This window comes from Pseudomonas savastanoi (genome assembly GCF_020917325.1).
Lineage (GTDB): Bacteria > Pseudomonadota > Gammaproteobacteria > Pseudomonadales > Pseudomonadaceae > Aquipseudomonas > Aquipseudomonas amygdali.
Genome location: NZ_CP076652.1, coordinates 646,849 through 663,098, shown reverse-complemented (window position 1 = coordinate 663,098; position 16,250 = coordinate 646,849). Strand labels below are relative to the sequence as shown.

Here is a 16,250-nt window from a genome sequence, read left to right as displayed (position 1 = left end):
AACTCAGCAGACCGCATCCAGCTTATATCTTCAAACCAAAGCCATAGGCTGCCTCGCCAAGTATCACGATGTCTTTCAGATCCTTATCCTTGTCATCATCCGGGAAATAGCTCTTTCTGGTAAACGGAAGACTACCATTATCACTTGCCCAGACCCGTCTGTCCCACTGCTGCCCCGCAGGCGCTGCCGGGAGGTCGACACTCAACTTTCCACCACCCTCGGCACGGAGCTTGCGCCAAGTAGCCAGATCCGGAATGACAAGACCTCTGCTGTCGGCAATTTTCTTGCACTCCGTGTAAGTATCGAAATTCAGGTACTCCAACGTGGAAATACCTTGGACAGTGACCGTTACGTATACAACCTGGCCAAGGGAATCTCGCACCTGAACATATACAGATCCGTTCTTCCTAGCCATCAGCAGGCCTTTAGCATCGACCTCAACGATAGACGAATCTCCAGACACGAACGTATAGGGACCTTTACCGCCACTAACAACCATTAACTGACTTGAATCGGGCGGCACTGCAGCAGTGCTGCCTGGCTTCGGATACGCAGCGCTCAAAGAAACATCTGAAAACTTGACACTCAGCAAGCTGCCTTGCGGTTTGATTGTCAAACTCAGCGTCGGAAAGTCTTCAGCGTAGGTGTCACTGAAGTCACCATCGAACGTAACCTTTGCAAATACCTGCAACTGACTGCCCGCTGCCAAATTATCGAACTGGGCCCGAGTGATAGTAATAGCCAAGTCCTGCTTTGCATCGGCATCGGTCAATATTCTGGCTGTCCAGACGTTGATCTCCATCGCACTACCATCCTGGGCAGTACCCTCCAGGCGCAACCACACCCGTTGACCGGCTGCCATGAATGGCCACTTCTTGAGCGTCACCACGATGTCGGTTTTTACCGAGGCCAGATCCAGCAGATCTGCAGGTGCCTGGCCGACCACTGGCAGAGACAGGTTATGCCCACCAAGTGTATCGACCTCGATGATGGTGTCGTCAGACTCTATCGGATTGATCAGCCCGTTGCGCGTGACCTGGTAATAGACCCAGACCTCTGCGCCGGTGTTGGAACCAATTGCCGAGGCTGGAATAACGAACTCCAATGCCTTGCTCACACTGCCGACAGTTTGTTCGGCTATAGCTGGCGTCCCGGGGCCGTCAGTACCAATCCAGAAGAGCCGAACCTTGTCGCCGACAGCAATGGCGGGGTAAGGCTGAACAACCACTGTTGTGCCATTTTGCACGGCCATCGGATCAAGAACCCAGTCAACAGACGCCGGAACCTCAGGAGCAGGAAGCAATAGACCCGCCACCTGAGTGCCTACCGAAAACAGTTCTTCCTGAGACCTGAACTTCTGAGTCTTGCCGCCAAGCCCTTTTCGCTCAATAACGTAATAGACAATGGCCTTTTTGTTGAGCGCTGTACTGATGGAGGCCGCGGGAACATTGAATACCAGGTCGATATTCACGTTGGCCGCATCAACAGCCTGAACACCCAATACGACCGGATCACCACCCTCGGCCGGCTGCCAATAAGCCGTAACACTATCTCCCATCTGAGTCTCGGCGTAAGGCACGGTGAGTTTTGTTCCAACGCTCGCAAGAGCAGCATCCATCTTGCCATCTTTAACACCGCCCACCACAGCGCCGGTCAAAACCCTGGAATCTGCAGCCTCCTGATCCTTCTGACTGCCGACGAAAAACTGATAGTCAGCAGAACGAAAGCTGACTTTCCGGCCATCTGGCAGAACGCGCTCAAGCAGGTAAAAAACCGTCACAACCTTGCCCCGGTTGAATTCAATAGGATTATCCAGATACACATCAAATGACATGTCGCCATCGACATTCTGCTGGGTAATAACCCCCTCATCGGTAAACGTCTTCTGTTTTGACGAGTCACTCCAGAATAGCGTGATCTTGTCTTTTACCAAGGTTCCAGCGGAAGGAATATGGACATTGATAGAGTCAGCAATTTTGTCCGGATCGAGACGATTATCAGAAACTTCGTTGATAAATGGCGGCAAACTCGCAAGGCTTGGTCCTACATAGATATTGCGCCTGGGCGAGGTATACCAGATGCCCCCTCTATACACCTTGTAGTAGATACTCATAATGCCATTGACCAGCGGCTTGATATCAGCATCTGTCCAGGTAATTTTCATTGGACGCCGCTGTAGATTATTTGCACTTATGGGGCGGTCTTTGTCCGTAAATTTAATTGCATTCTGCTTGGCGTCCACGCCCTCCCTGACCAGTTTTACGGTGTCCTCAAGCTGAATACCTGGGTAATCGAGACTGACAGTGACAAAGTTGACTGTAGCCTTGGCACTGATGTGATCCGGGTCGATAGAGTCGTTGACGGCTTCCAATAGTTCGGGCGCCGGCAGATAAAGACCTCGAATCTGAAACTCAAGAGATCGCGATGTGCGAACCTTGCCAGTCTTGTTGGAACTTGCGGGCCTGACGACATACTGAACAGTCGCCGTTTGACCGGCGAGCGCTTTCACAATATCAGACGGAATCGTCACGGTGCGTACATCACCACCCAAGACAGATAGCGCTGTGTAAGTCGTACTCCAACTAATCAGGGTTCCACTCTGAGACTTACCCTTGAAATTAATCTGAACGTGCTCGCCAGGAGCAAAACTCAAGTAATAGTTGTTCCATATCGACGGCAGCCTGACTCCGAGCCCCCGCCCTGCAAGGTAGGACATATCCGACGGCGAGGGGGGCGATGACGGCTTGTCGGGGTAGCCTAACTGAACATATTTTACGCCTGTAACCGCATCAGTTCTCCAGACGCCCCCAACACCTACCGGGGCAAGAGGACTTTCCAATAAGGCAGTCATATTCATTCCATCCATAGAAATAAAGTTAAATATCTGGCTGTGCGCTCTGAGGTAAGCACAGTACAAAGTGCTCATTCGCGATCATGAGCTCTTGCTCACTGTAGGGGGTCATTGCCCATAGGGTTACTATCAGAACTGACAGGTAGGCATTTCAAAAAACTTCCTGCGATTATCCAGACACAGCCAACCTCGCGTCCTTGAAAGTTAGCGCTCGATTATTCGCTTCGCTGTCAGCACGTGCTAGATATCGTGCTGGGTGCCTCACAGACCAAGGTGTAGACGAAGGCCTTTTCCCGAAAACGTTCTATACCTCAAGCCCGAAACTGCCCCAGGCTCGCCTTCAACTGCGCAGCCAGCCCGCTGAGTACCTTGCCGCTAGCAGTCGTCTCGACCACTGCTTCGGCAGCACGCTCGGCCTGAGCGTGAATCACCTCTACCCGACCTCGAACGGCCTGCGCGCCTTCAGCCTGATGTACAGCCGCCTTGGTTGCCAGACCGATGGCAGCGTGCACTTGCTCGACGGACGCCTGCACGGTCTGCTGGCGTTTGGCGCTGTCACGTAATACTTCCAGCCCTTCCTTGGCCTGTCGGCCAGCGATGCCGATGGCAGCGACCGCCTCTTTCGCGCCGCGCTGCAAGGCGATGATGTGTTCCTGAATATCGCCCGTCGAGCTTTGCGTCTTGCTGGCCAGCGCCCGCACTTCGTCAGCCACCACGGCAAAGCCCCTGCCCGTTTCACCCGCGCGCGCCGCTTCGATAGCTGCGTTGAGTGCGAGCAAGTTGGTTTGCTCGGCAATACCGTGGATAACTTCCAGCACGACCTCGATCTGCTGGCTTTGCTGCGCCAGACGCTCAATGACCTGTGCACCGGTTTCAACCTGCCCGGCCAGCGCCTCGATCAAACCGCCGACCTGATTGGACGTGCGGGTGTTTTCATCGGTCGCTTGCTTGATATCGACCACCTGACGCAAGGCCGCCTGCATCGCCTGGCTTTCCGACTGCGCCTCATCAGCCATCTGCTCAAGTGCCTTGAGGCTGGCCGCCACTTCATCACGCTGCAACTCGGCCGCCGCATCAGCCCCGGCGTTACGCTGGCTCATGACACCGATTTCCTGCCCGGTGCGTTGCGCCACCTCGCCCGCCTCACGAACGATAGGCTGCAACTTGTCGATGAAGCGGTTGACCGCAGCCGACATGTCGCCGATCTCGTCATTGCTGTCCAGCTTGACGCGCTTGGTCAGGTCGCCCTCACCCGCAGCCAAATCATTCAGTGCCGCGATCAGCAGGTGCAACTTGCTGACCACACGACGTCCGAGCACCACCGCCAGTAACAGCAGTACGCCCAGGCCGACCAGCGCCAGCCCCATGCCGATCCGCCAGCGCAACGTTTCGGCGGCTTCCTGAACCGTAACACGCGTATTGGCGGTCATTGCAGCACCCGCCGCCTGAGCGGATTGCAGGCGCGTGCGCAAGGCGGTCGAACTGTCTTTGGAAGCACTGGCAAGGCTGTCGGAAACCAGTTGCTCGCCACTGGTTATCAGGGTGGCGAAACGCTTGTCCAGCGCAGCGAGATTTTCCTCGACCGTTGCCGTGGACACTCCCATGCGCACCTTGCCGATCTCAACACCGTTAGGGCTGATAGAGGCCTCGACGTAATACACCGACGGGTCGTTTTTCGCGGCATTGAGGATCTTGTCCATCGCCCGCTCGCCTTCACCCTTGGCCAGCAGCGCCTTGACCAGCGGGTTATCGCGGTTCATGTACCGCGTAAGGTGCTCACCTGCGGCGTCGTCATAGACCACAAACAACACGTTGGGATTGCGCTGGGCGCGTCGGGCAAATTCGGAAAGGGTTGGCGTGTCGTTGTCCCACATGGCGCGCGGGGCAACCGCAGCCAGTAGCTCGGCCATGTCAGTGGCGGACTCTCTCAGGTCTTTTTCCAGCGTGGCACGCAGTTGGGCCTGCTCTTCCTTCAAGCGGGTAGAAAGTCCGACGCTCAAGCGCTGACGCGTACTGGCTGAAAGCGAGTCGAGGCTCGACGTCACTTCGCTACTCGCCAGCTCCAGCTCGGAGGAAAGATGTTGCGAATCTACCCCAAGGCGATTGGCAAGGTCAGCCTCAAGCGCTGTGACTGTGCTCCGGGTAAGAGCAACCGCCACGATGACCTGCACCAAAAGGGCAATGCCCAGGGCAATGAAGACCGGGCGCAGCAGACGGCTTTGCAATAGAGATAAGACAGCAGACACAGGAGAATCCCTCCACCCTCAGCGCCATTAAAATGATGGCACTTTTCTGTCATCTTTGTAGCAAGCGCCGTGCCGTGACACAAGTCTCACTTTTCTGAGCTTCCCTGCCCTCAGCGCGACAATAAAAAAGGGCCGCACATGCGACCCTTTTTGGCACAGCACTGTGACGTATCAGCCGAACGGGTGACGCAGCACGATGGTTTCGTTACGGTCAGGACCGGTCGAAATGATATCGATAGGCGCGCCAACCAGCTCTTCAACGCGCTTGATGTAGGCGCGAGCGGCTGCAGGCAACTCTTCCAGGGTCTTGGCACCCAGCGTGGATTCGCTCCAGCCAGGCATCTGCTCGTAGACCGGACGCAGACCAAGGTAGCTGTCGGCGTCAGTAGGTGCGTCGATGACCGCGCCTTCTTCGTTCTCGTAGCCAACGCAGATGTTGATGGTCTCAAGACCGTCGAGTACGTCCAGCTTGGTCAGGCACAGGCCCGAGATGCTGTTGATTTCGATGGCGCGACGCAGGATGACGGCATCGAACCAGCCGCAACGACGAGCGCGGCCGGTGGTAGCGCCGAACTCGTGACCACGCTTGGCCAGGAAAGCACCGACATCGTCGAACAGCTCGGTCGGGAACGGACCCGAACCCACACGCGTGGTGTAAGCCTTGGTGATGCCCAGAATGTAATCCAGGTACATCGGGCCAAAACCCGAACCGGTAGCGATACCGCCAGCAGTGGTGTTGGAGCTGGTGACGTACGGATAAGTACCGTGGTCGATGTCCAGCAACGAACCCTGGGCACCTTCGAACATGATGTCCTTGCCGTCGCGACGCATTTCATGCAGCGCAGCGGTGACGTCGAGCATCAGCGGCTTGAGCAGATCGGCGTATTCCATGCACTCGTCGAGTGTCTTCTGGAAGTCGATGGCAGGCTCTTTGTAGTAATTGACCAGCACGAAGTTGTGGTAGTCGAGCAGCTCGCCCAGCTTGGCCGCGAAGCGTTCGCGATGGAACAGGTCGCCAATGCGCAGACCGCGACGCGCAACCTTGTCTTCGTAAGCCGGGCCGATACCACGACCGGTGGTACCGATCTTGAATTCGCCGCGGGCTTTCTCACGCGCCTGGTCCAGTGCAACGTGGTACGACAGGATCAGCGGGCAGGACGGGCTGATGCGCAGACGCTCACGCACTGGAATGCCTTTCTCTTCCAGCTTGATGATTTCGCGCAGGAGCGCGTCGGGAGCAACCACTACACCGTTACCGATCAGGCACTGCACGCCTTCGCGCAGTACACCGGACGGAATCAGGTGCAATACGGTTTTCTCACCGTCGATCACCAGTGTGTGACCAGCGTTGTGGCCACCCTGATAGCGAACTACGGCGGTAGCATGTTCGGTCAGCAGATCAACGATCTTGCCTTTGCCCTCATCACCCCATTGAGTGCCCAGGACTACGACATTCTTACCCATAACACTTGTCCTCATTCACGCAAACTTGGTGCCGGCGGCGGCCGGCAGGAATACTCAAGAAGCCAGCGGCATTACCTGCCAGTGCTCGCCATGCTGAATCAATTGCCGGTCACAGTCGGCTTCACGCGCGGCGCTCGCCTGCTGCCCAGGCAATGCCTGAACCACACGCTGACCTTCACTGCGCAACTGGCAAACCTGCTGCCAGAGTGCCGCATCCGTACTGTCCGGCATCCAGATGCCACCAGACGGTAAGACGATTTCTGCCTGCCCCAGGGTTACCAGGGTTTTCAGGTCGGTGGAAAAGCCGGTCGCCGGACGGGCGCGGCCGAAGTCGGCGCCGATGTCATCGTAACGACCGCCCTGCGCGATCGACTGGCCCACGCCCGGCACGAACACCGCGAACACCACACCGGTGTGGTAGTGGTAGCCGCGCAGCTCGCCGAGATCGAAGTACAGCGGCAACTGCGGGAAGCGCGCAGCCAGACGCTCGGCGATCGCCAGCAGATCATCCAGCGCAGCCAATACCGGCGCAGGTGCGCCAGCCAGACGGTCGCGCGCTGCATCCAGCACCTCACGACCACCACACAGATCAACCAGCGCGCGCAGCATTGAAGCCAGCTCTTGCGGCAGATCGGCGGTCAGGGCAACCACTTCATCAATAGCCTTGCGCTGCAGTGCATCGAACAACTGCTGCTCGACTTCTCCCGACAGGCCAGCGGCACGCGCCAGACCACGGTAGATGCCGACATGCCCAAGGTCCATGTGCACGTCCGGCACATCGGCCAGTTGCAACATGGCCAGCATCAGGCTGATGACTTCGACGTCACTGCTCGGGCTGGCATCGCCGTACAGCTCGGCGCCCAGTTGAATGGGGCTGCGCGAGGAAGACAGCGCGCGTGGCTGGGCGTGCAGGACACTGCCCGCATAGCACAGACGGCTAGGGCCTTCACGCTTGAGGGTGTGAGCATCGATGCGTGCAACCTGCGGCGTGATGTCGGCGCGAAAGCCCATCTGCCGGCCCGATTGCGGGTCGATAACCTTGAAGGTGCGCAGGTCCAGATCCGAACCCGCGCCAGTCAGCAGGGATTCGAGATACTCGATATGCGGGGTGACGACAAACTCATAGCCCCAGCTCTGAAACAGATCCAACACCTGACGGCGCGCTACTTCAATGCGCGCCGCTTCCGGTGGCAGTACTTCTTCGATGCCATCTGGTAGCAGCCAGCGGTCGACCGTTGCCATTACGCCATTCCCCTGTGATCCAGGCGGCCAGCCTACAGGCCGACCTTGAGTGAAGCAGAAAGTGGTGCGCCGTATGACGGGCACGACAAATGCCCGAGACAGGCCTTGCAGACCACTTTCCTCGAAAAATCTTGCCGCGTTCCGATTCAGATACGGCCAATCAATCGTGCAGACGCAAAAAAGCCGGGAATTTCCCGGCTGCCGCATGATACACACGTTTCACCGTACGTTCACCCCACCGGGCGGTTTTGCCGCCCGGCGGGTGATTAATTACGGCTTGGCTTTTTCCATGTAGCGAAAGAATTCGCTGTTCGGATCAAGCACCATCACGTCGCTCTTGTTCGCAAAGCTTTCGCGGTAGGCACGCAGGCTGCGATAGAACGCGTAGAACTCCTGGTCCTGACCATACGCCTTGGAGTAGATCGCGGCAGCCTGGGCATCACCATCACCACGCGCTTCTTCCGACTCGCGATAGGCTTCGGCCAGCAGCACACGACGCTGACGATCGGCGTCGGCACGGATGCCTTCAGCCAGCTCGTTACCCTTCGCACGGTGTTCGCGGGCTTCGCGCTCACGCTCAGTGCTCATGCGTTCGAAAACGCTGCGATTCACTTCCTTCGGCAGATCGATGGCTTTGACCCGGACATCGACAACTTCGATACCCAGTTCTTTCTCGGCCATGCGGTTCAGCGAACCGGTGATGTCCGCCATCAGCGCGTCCCGCTCGCCCGACACGACTTCGTGCAGGGTGCGCTTGCCGAACTGGTCACGCAGACCGGATTCCAGACGACGCGAAAGACGCTCGTCGGCAATCTGCTTGAGGCCGGAAGTCGCGGTGTAGAAACGCTCCGCATCCTTCACACGCCATTTGGCGTAGGCATCGACCATGACAGCTTTCTTTTCCAGTGTCAGGAAGCGCTGGGTCGGCGCATCGAGGGTCAGCAAACGACCGTCGAACTTACGCACCTGGTTCACGTAAGGAACCTTCACATGCAGACCCGGCTGAACGTCCGCCTGGACCACACGACCGAATTGCAGCAGAACCGCGCGCTCGGTCTGGGACACTATGTAGAAGCTGTTCCAGGCGATGACTGCCAGTACCACGCCGACAATAAGGGTGATCAGTGATTTGTTACTCATCAGCGAGTCTCCCTGGTACGTACTTCACCACGCTGCTGAGCCTCATTCGCCCGGGCAGCGGCGGCAGCAGCGGCAGCGTCATTAGCCGACTGCGATGGCGTACCTGAATTGGAGCCATTGCCGTTACTGCGGCTGCTCTCGATCATCTTGTCGAGCGGCAGATAAAGCAGATTGTTCTGCCCCTTGTCGCCGGTCACGAGAACCTTGCTGGTGTTGCTGAAGACTTCCTGCATGGTGTCCAGATACAGACGCTGGCGGGTAACTTCAGGTGCCTTGCGGTACTCGGCAACCAGTTTGGTAAAGCGATCCGCCTCACCCTTGGCGCGCGAAACCACTTCATCGCGGTAGCCGTTGGCATCTTCAAGGATGCGCTGAGCCTGACCACGGGCTTCCGGAATCACGCCATTGGCATAGCTTTCAGCCTGGTTACGCGCACGCTGCTCGTCTTCACGGGCGCGGATCACGTCATCGAAGGCTTCCTGCACTTCACGCGGCGCGGCGGCGCTCTGTACGTTGACCTGAGTGACGGTGATGCCGGTACGGTAGGTATCGAGGAAGCGTTGCAGACGCTCCTTGATTTCGCTGGCCATCAGTTCACGACCTTCAGTCAGCACCTGATCCATTGCCGTGGAACCCACGACATGGCGCAGCGCACTTTCAGTGGCGTGCTGCAGGCTGATTTCAGGCTGATCGACGTTCAGGACGAAGTCCTGCAGGTTGCTGATCTTGTATTGCACGGTCAGCGGCACTTCGACGATGTTCTCGTCTTCGGTGAGCATCTGGCCCTGCTTGCTGTAGGCTCGCTCGCGAGTCACGTTTTCCATGTACTTGCGATCGAACGGCGGGAAGTAGATGTTGAGACCCGGCCCTACGGTTTCGTGGTATTGACCGAAACGCAGCACGACAGCCTGCTCTTGCTCGTCAACAACATAGATAGCGCTGTAGAGCCAGAAAGCGACGAGCACGACCAGGCCGATACCGAGCAGGCCAAAGCCACCGCCCTTGCCTGAACCGCCACCACTGCCGCCGCCATCGCTGCCGCGTTTGTTACCGCCGCCGAACAACCCCTTCAGGCTTTCCTGCAGCTTACGGAAGGCCTCGTCGAGATCAGGTGGTCCCTTGCGGTCGCCGCCACGGCGTTTGCCACCCCAGGGATCTTGATTATTCGAGTTGCCACCCGGCTCATTCCAAGCCATAGCGCTCTCCATCTGATAAAGCAAAGACGCGCCCGCGGCGCGCCGACCAATGCTACAGAATGCTCGCGAAAGCCGTACAACGGCTTTCTCGTGCTTTTATTGCAAAGTGTGTTGCTCGATGAACTCCAGCGGCTGCAATCCTTCGCGACTCACCAGTCGATTGAGTTCAACGCGCGGCAGTCGTACGGCCAGCACGCTGGCACCTTCCTCGTCATGCGTTTCGCTCTGCACCGCACCCAATTCGAAAAACTGGGCGCGCAGCCGGGCAAGACTCTGAGGCAAAAGCAGCGTGCCGACAAACAGGTCGTCACCGAGCAGCTCGGCGATAGCCTGCTTGAGCAGATCCAGCCCTCGACCATCACGGGCAGACACCCAGACACGCTGCGGTTTGCCATCGGCATCCCGCTGTATCTGCGGCTCCACGCCTTCAAGCAGATCGAGTTTGTTATAGACCTCAAGGATCGGCAAGCCCTCGGCACCGATCTCACCGAGCACGGCCATGACCTGCTCGATCTGCGACATGCGGTCTGGCTCGTGGGAGTCGATCACATGCAGCAGTAAATCGGAGTTGCTCGACTCTTCAAGCGTCGCTCGAAACGCTTCTACCAGTTTGTGCGGCAGATGGCGAATGAAGCCTACGGTATCGGCCAGCACGATAGGACCCAGGTCATCGAGTTGCAGGCGACGCAAGGTAGGATCGAGCGTGGCGAACAGCTGGTCCGCCGCAAACACATCCGAATCGGTCACCGAGTTGAAAAGGGTCGATTTGCCGGCGTTGGTGTAGCCCACCAGTGAAACCGAAGGGATGTCGGCGCGGCGGCGTCCACGACGTGCCTGATCGCGCTGGCTGCGAACCTTCTCCAGCCGACCCTTGATCTGCCGCAGGCGAACCCGCAGAAGACGTCGGTCGGTTTCGAGCTGGGTTTCCCCAGGGCCGCGCAGGCCGATACCACCTTTCTGACGCTCAAGGTGAGTCCAGCCACGGACCAGACGCGTACTCATATGCTCAAGCTGGGCCAGTTCGACCTGAAGCTTGCCTTCGTGGGTACGTGCGCGCTGCGCAAAAATATCGAGGATCAAACCCGTACGATCAAGCACGCGACACTCGAAAACGCGTTCGAGGTTACGTTCCTGACTGGGCGTGAGGGTGTGATTGAAGATAACGAGATCAGCCTGTTCGGCCTTGACCTGGTCGCGAAGCTCCTCGACCTTGCCAGAGCCAATCAGGTATTTGGCCGATGGCCGATGACGCGGCACGTTGATAAACGCAACGGTATGGGCACCGGCCGATATGGCCAGCTCCTGAAACTCCTGCGGATCTTCGCGCGCCTCAGGGTCCTGACCATCCAGATGAACGAGAATTGCACGTTCACCACCACTGTGGCGCTCAAAGAACAAGGCAGACTCCTATCAGGCGTTACCTGGCTCGGCGTCTGCGCCGTCAGCGTCGGTAGCGCTGGGGAGGCGAATCGGGCGAACCGGTACGACGGTGGAAATGGCGTGTTTGTAGACCATCTGGCTGACAGTATTCTTCAGCAAAATGACGAACTGGTCGAAAGACTCGATCGTGCCCTGCAGCTTGATACCGTTGACCAGGTAGATCGATACCCCGACCTTCTCTTTTCGCAAGGTATTCAAGTAAGGGTCTTGTAGCGAATGCCCTTTTGACATGTGCCGCACTCCTTTAAGGATCAATAAAATAATAAATCGAATTCGATTGGCTTACCGGCCACCCCCCAAGGATAGACGGCTATTGCAGGGACTCAGCTCAATATGGAGACCGATCCCAGGTATTTCAAGGCGCGCGACAGATTGTCGCTGGCCAGACTGTCCAGCCAGTGCAAATCCTCCCAGCTGCGTAGCCAGGTGAACTGCCTTTTGGCCAACTGGCGCGTTGCAATAATGCCGCGCTCCTGCATTTCATCCAGCGTCAGCTTCCCATCCAGGTGATCCCAGACCTGGCGATAACCGACGGCTCTTATCGAGGACAACCCGGAATGCAGGTCGCCTCTTGAGCGCAATGCCAGTACTTCGTCCAGAAACCCCTGATCCAGCATTTGCTCAAAACGTAGCGCGATGCGTTGGTGCAGCACCTTGCGATCAGCCGGAGCGATGGCAAGGTTCGCGACAGTATAGGGCAATTGCTGACGCCCTGATGCGGCCGCTTCGGTACTTTGCACAGTTTGTTGCTCGCGGTGTGCCGTCATGCTCATTCCGCTGACGCGATACACCTCAAGCGCCCTGATCAGTCGTTGCGGATCATTAGGGTGAATGCGTGCCGCCGAAACGGGGTCGACCACCGCCAATTGATCGTGCAATGACTGCCAGCCATAGGCCTGTGCATCGGCTTCAAGCTGTGCCCTGACCTGCGCATCGGCAGCCGGCATATCCGCCAGCCCGTGCAATAGAGCCTTGAAATACAACATAGTGCCACCGACCAGCAAAGGAATATTTCCGCGCGCGGTAATTTCCGCCATGGCCGCCAGTGCGTCGCTGCGAAAATCGGCTGCGGAGTAGCTTTGTGCCGGGTCGAGAATGTCGATCAGACGGTGCGGATATTCAGCCAGCTGTGCTTTCGAAGGCTTTGCGGTGCCGATGTCCATGCCGCGATAGACCAACGCCGAATCGACGCTGATCAGCTCACAAGGCAGCACTTTGCTCAGTTCTATCGCAAGGTCGGTCTTGCCTGCGGCGGTAGGCCCCATGAGAAAGATGGCCGGAGGTAAAGCATTCATTCATTGACCGCGCAGGAATAATTTATCCAGGTCATTGAGACCCATCTGGGTCCAGGTAGGACGACCGTGGTTGCATTGCCCGCTGCGTTCGGTGTTTTCCATATCACGCAACAGGCCGTTCATTTCCGGGATGGCCAGACGCCGATTGGCGCGAATCGCGCCGTGACAGGCCATGGTCCCGAGCAACTCGTTCATGTGTGCCTGCACCCGGTCGCTGGTGCCGTACTCCATCAGATCCGCCAGCACATCGCTGACCAGCCGATTGGCCTCGGCCTGCTTGAGCAACGCAGGGATCTGGCGGATCGCCAGGGTTTCCGGGCCAAGCCGCTGCAGCTCGAAGCCCAGGCGCTGAAACGTCGCGATATGTTCTTCAGCGCAGTCCGCTTCGCGCTGGCTGACCGCGAGAGATTCGGGCACCAGCAACGGCTGGCCACTCAGGCCTTCATTGGCCATCGCTATTTTCAGGCGCTCATACATGATTCGCTCGTGGGCGGCATGCATGTCCACCAGCACCAGTCCGTGAGCGTTTTCAGCGAGGATGTAGATACCTTTGAGCTGCGCCAGCGCATAACCCAGCGGCGGAATATCGCCGGGCGACTCCGGCAGCGACGAGGGTGCGGTGCTGGGCAGCGGTGCGAAGAATTCACGGTAGGCACTTTGCGCTTCGGCAACCGGCACGCCAGAGGTGGGCCGAGGCGTATATTGATACTGATAACCGCTGCCAGCGCCGCCACCGGCAGCAGGTCGGGCAAAAGGCTCGCCCTGCGGCTGTTCCAGCACGTTATTGGCCAGACGCATTTCACCCTGCGGCCCGAACTCACCGGCCTCAGGCCCGGTAGGCCGAGGCTCGGCGGCGACCGGTACGCTGCCACCCAACTGGTTTTCCGGGCGCACATCACCCAATGCACGGTGCAGGGTGCCGTAAAGAAAGTCGTGCACCATTCGCCCGTCGCGGAAGCGTACTTCATGCTTGGTCGGGTGAACGTTGACGTCCACAGCGGCCGGGTCGACCTCGAAAAACAGCACGAACGTGGGGTGACGGCCGTTGAACAGCACGTCGCGATACGCCTGACGCACAGCATGAGCGACCAGTTTGTCGCGCACCGCACGCCCGTTTACGAAGAAATATTGCAGGTCGGCCTGGCTACGCGAAAATGTCGGCAGCCCTACCCAGCCCCACAGATGAAGGCCATTGCGCTCGATCTCAATGGGTAACGCCTGCTCCAGGAAGCCCGGCCCGCAGATCGCCGAGACACGCCGCGCTCGGGCGGTATCGTCATGCGCTTCATGCAGGCTCAACACGGTCTTGCCGTTGTGACGCAAATGGAAGGCCACGTCGAAACGCGCCAGCGCCATGCGTTTGATGACTTCCTGCAGATGATCGAATTCGGTTTTTTCGGCCTTGAGAAACTTGCGTCGGGCAGGCGTGTTGAAGAACAGGTCGCGCACTTCAACGGATGTGCCTACCGGATGCGCTGCCGGCTGAACGCGCGGTGCCATGTCACGGCCTTCGGTTTCAACCTGCCAGGCCTGATCGGCGTCGCGGGTGCGCGAAGTCAGCGTCAGGCGCGCCACGGAGCTGATCGAAGCCAGCGCTTCGCCGCGAAACCCGAGGCTCATGACGCGCTCGAGGTCCTCCAGATCGCGAATCTTGCTAGTGGCATGTCGCGCCAGCGCCAGCGGCAGGTCATCCGAGGAAATACCGCCGCCATCGTCACGCACTTTCAACAGCTTGATACCGGCCTGCTCGACATCGACATCAATGCGCCGCGCGCCGGAGTCAAGGCTGTTTTCCAGCAGCTCCTTGATAACCGACGCTGGACGCTCGACGACTTCGCCGGCCGCAATCTGGTTGGCCAGACGCGGACTGAGCAATTCGATGCGCGCAGCGTTCAGGACAGTCTGAGCGTTATTGGCTTCGGTGCCGTCGAGCAGAAGATCGGTCATTGCTGAGTCGCCACCTCGGAACTTGGAATGCGCAGATCCTGGCCAATCTTCAGTTCATCGCTTTTCAGATTGTTGGCGCTGCGCAACGTGGCAATGTTCATGTCATAGCGCGCTGCGAGCATGGCCAGGGTTTCGCCGGAGCGGACCACATGGTTGCGTGGCCCTTGGGCCAGCTTGCCGTTGTCACGCAGCCAGGCAATATAAGTGCCCTGTGGCGGGTTCTGCTGGAAGAACTGCTTCACCCCGGAATTGATCGAACGCGCCAACGCCTGCTGGTGCGACGCAGAACTCAGCTTGTTGGCTTCGTTGGCGTTGGAGATAAAGCCGGTTTCTACCAGAATCGACGGGATATCCGGCGACTTGAGCACCATGAAACCTGCCTGCTCGACACGCGATTTGTGCAGCGAGGTGACGCGACCGATATTGCTCAGCACCTTCTGGCCGACGTTCAGACTGGAAGACAGCGAAGCGGTCATGGACAAGTCCAGCAAAACCCCCGCGAGCATGCGGTCCTTGTCATCAAGGCTTACCGCACCGGCACCACCGATCAGGTCGGAACGGTTTTCACTGTCCGCCAGCCAGCGTGCGGTTTCGGAGGTCGCACCGCGATCAGACAAGGCGAACACCGAAGCGCCAAACGCTGCGGTAGACGGCGCAGCGTCGGCGTGAATTGACACAAACAGGTCGGCCCCCTTGGCTCGGGCGATCTCGGTACGTTTGCGCAACGGAATAAAGTAGTCGCCGGTCCGCGTCAGTTCAGCGCGGTAGCCTTTCTCGGCATTGACCTGGCGCTGCAACTCCTTGGCGATCGACAGCACCACGTTTTTCTCTTTCTGCCCGGCACCGCCCGAGGCACCCGGGTCTTCACCGCCGTGCCCGGCATCGATCACCACGACAATGTCGCGCTTGCCGTTGGGCACCGGGGTCAACTTGATTTCAGGCTTGGCCGGGCTGACCGGGACAGCGGGCGCGGTATTGGCTGCGGTATCCGGGATCACTGGTGTCGGGTTGGCATCGGCGGCGTTATCGAACAGGTCGACCACCAGACGGTTGCCGTACTGCTGGTTCGGCGCAAGCGTGAAGCTTTTGGGCGTCACCGCCTTTTTCAGGTCGATGACCACGCGCAGATCCGTCGGCGTGCGCTGGGCAGAGCGCATGCTGTTGATCGGTGTATTGGCTGTCGAGACATTCAACGGGCCACCGAGTGTCGCGCCATTGATATCGATCACCAGACGATCAGGCGAAGTCAGGGTGAATACACTGTGCTGGACAGGCCCGGACAAGTCGAATACCAGACGTGTGTTGTCCGGTGCTCGCCATAAGCGGACACTTTTTACTTGCGTAGCGGCAACCGCCTCGACAGCCAGGGCCATCAGCAGCAGACCAACTACAGTAACCAGCGCGCGCATGCGCATACCTAACCCCATAT

The 16,250-nt window shown here is 58.4% G+C and carries 11 protein-coding genes; all 11 read right to left on the bottom strand.

Translation table 11 applies throughout. The features are described 5' to 3' along the window. Positions 1-22 precede the first annotated feature (22 nt). Complete coding sequence (locus tag KP808_RS02870; RefSeq protein ID WP_230017411.1) at positions 23-2,851, bottom strand: hypothetical protein; 2,829 nt, start codon at positions 2,849-2,851, stop codon at positions 23-25. 311 nt (positions 2,852-3,162) lie between these two features. Continuing rightward, entirely contained in the window at positions 3,163-5,097 is a 1,935-nt protein-coding gene (locus tag KP808_RS02865) for a methyl-accepting chemotaxis protein (RefSeq protein ID WP_058401221.1), read from the bottom strand. A gap of 171 nt (positions 5,098-5,268) precedes the next feature. Further along, complete coding sequence (locus KP808_RS02860; RefSeq protein ID WP_002551824.1) at positions 5,269-6,561, bottom strand: adenylosuccinate synthase; 1,293 nt, start codon at positions 6,559-6,561, stop codon at positions 5,269-5,271. Between the two features lie 54 nt (positions 6,562-6,615). Continuing rightward, entirely contained in the window at positions 6,616-7,803 is a 1,188-nt protein-coding gene (locus tag KP808_RS02855; RefSeq protein ID WP_122258588.1) for an ATP phosphoribosyltransferase regulatory subunit, read from the bottom strand. A gap of 270 nt (positions 7,804-8,073) precedes the next feature. After that, positions 8,074-8,943 carry a protease modulator HflC gene (gene hflC / locus KP808_RS02850; RefSeq protein ID WP_003366315.1) on the bottom strand — a complete coding sequence of 290 codons (870 nt, stop codon included), beginning with the start codon at positions 8,941-8,943 and terminating at the stop codon, positions 8,074-8,076. After that, on the bottom strand, positions 8,943-10,139 hold the full coding sequence (gene hflK / locus KP808_RS02845) for an FtsH protease activity modulator HflK (RefSeq protein WP_230017410.1): 1,197 nt from the start codon (positions 10,137-10,139) through the stop codon (positions 8,943-8,945). Before hflK ends, hflC begins: the two co-directional genes overlap by 1 nt. A 96-nt stretch (positions 10,140-10,235) precedes the next feature. Beyond that, entirely contained in the window at positions 10,236-11,537 is a 1,302-nt protein-coding gene (gene hflX, locus KP808_RS02840) for a ribosome rescue GTPase HflX (protein WP_230017409.1), read from the bottom strand. 12 nt (positions 11,538-11,549) lie between these two features. Continuing rightward, on the bottom strand, positions 11,550-11,810 hold the full coding sequence (gene hfq / locus KP808_RS02835; RefSeq protein ID WP_002551819.1) for an RNA chaperone Hfq: 261 nt from the start codon (positions 11,808-11,810) through the stop codon (positions 11,550-11,552). 92 nt (positions 11,811-11,902) lie between these two features. Then, positions 11,903-12,874 (bottom strand): tRNA (adenosine(37)-N6)-dimethylallyltransferase MiaA, encoded by a 972-nt coding sequence (gene miaA / locus KP808_RS02830; protein WP_230017408.1) that lies wholly within the window; start codon positions 12,872-12,874, stop codon positions 11,903-11,905. Continuing rightward, the gene (gene mutL / locus KP808_RS02825; protein WP_058407865.1) at positions 12,875-14,821 is read right to left on the bottom strand and encodes a DNA mismatch repair endonuclease MutL; all 1,947 of its coding nucleotides are present in this window, start codon (positions 14,819-14,821) and stop codon (positions 12,875-12,877) included. Further along, positions 14,818-16,248: an N-acetylmuramoyl-L-alanine amidase gene (locus KP808_RS02820; protein WP_199523490.1), complete on the bottom strand. Its 1,431-nt coding sequence runs from the start codon at positions 16,246-16,248 to the stop codon at positions 14,818-14,820. Before KP808_RS02820 ends, mutL begins: the two co-directional genes overlap by 4 nt. Between the last annotated feature and the right edge of the window lie 2 nt (positions 16,249-16,250).

Coding starts and splice junctions, on each gene's coding strand:
- KP808_RS02870 (WP_230017411.1), bottom strand. CDS start 2,851: ATGACTGCCTTATTGGAAAGTCCTCTTGCCCCGGTAGGTGTTGGGGGC.
- KP808_RS02860 (WP_002551824.1), bottom strand. CDS start 6,561: ATGGGTAAGAATGTCGTAGTCCTGGGCACTCAATGGGGTGATGAGGGC.
- KP808_RS02855 (WP_122258588.1), bottom strand. CDS start 7,803: ATGGCAACGGTCGACCGCTGGCTGCTACCAGATGGCATCGAAGAAGTA.
- hflC (WP_003366315.1), bottom strand. CDS start 8,943: ATGAGTAACAAATCACTGATCACCCTTATTGTCGGCGTGGTACTGGCA.
- hflK (WP_230017410.1), bottom strand. CDS start 10,139: ATGGCTTGGAATGAGCCGGGTGGCAACTCGAATAATCAAGATCCCTGG.
- hfq (WP_002551819.1), bottom strand. CDS start 11,810: ATGTCAAAAGGGCATTCGCTACAAGACCCTTACTTGAATACCTTGCGA.
- miaA (WP_230017408.1), bottom strand. CDS start 12,874: ATGAATGCTTTACCTCCGGCCATCTTTCTCATGGGGCCTACCGCCGCA.
- mutL (WP_058407865.1), bottom strand. CDS start 14,821: ATGACCGATCTTCTGCTCGACGGCACCGAAGCCAATAACGCTCAGACT.
- KP808_RS02820 (WP_199523490.1), bottom strand. CDS start 16,248: ATGGGGTTAGGTATGCGCATGCGCGCGCTGGTTACTGTAGTTGGTCTG.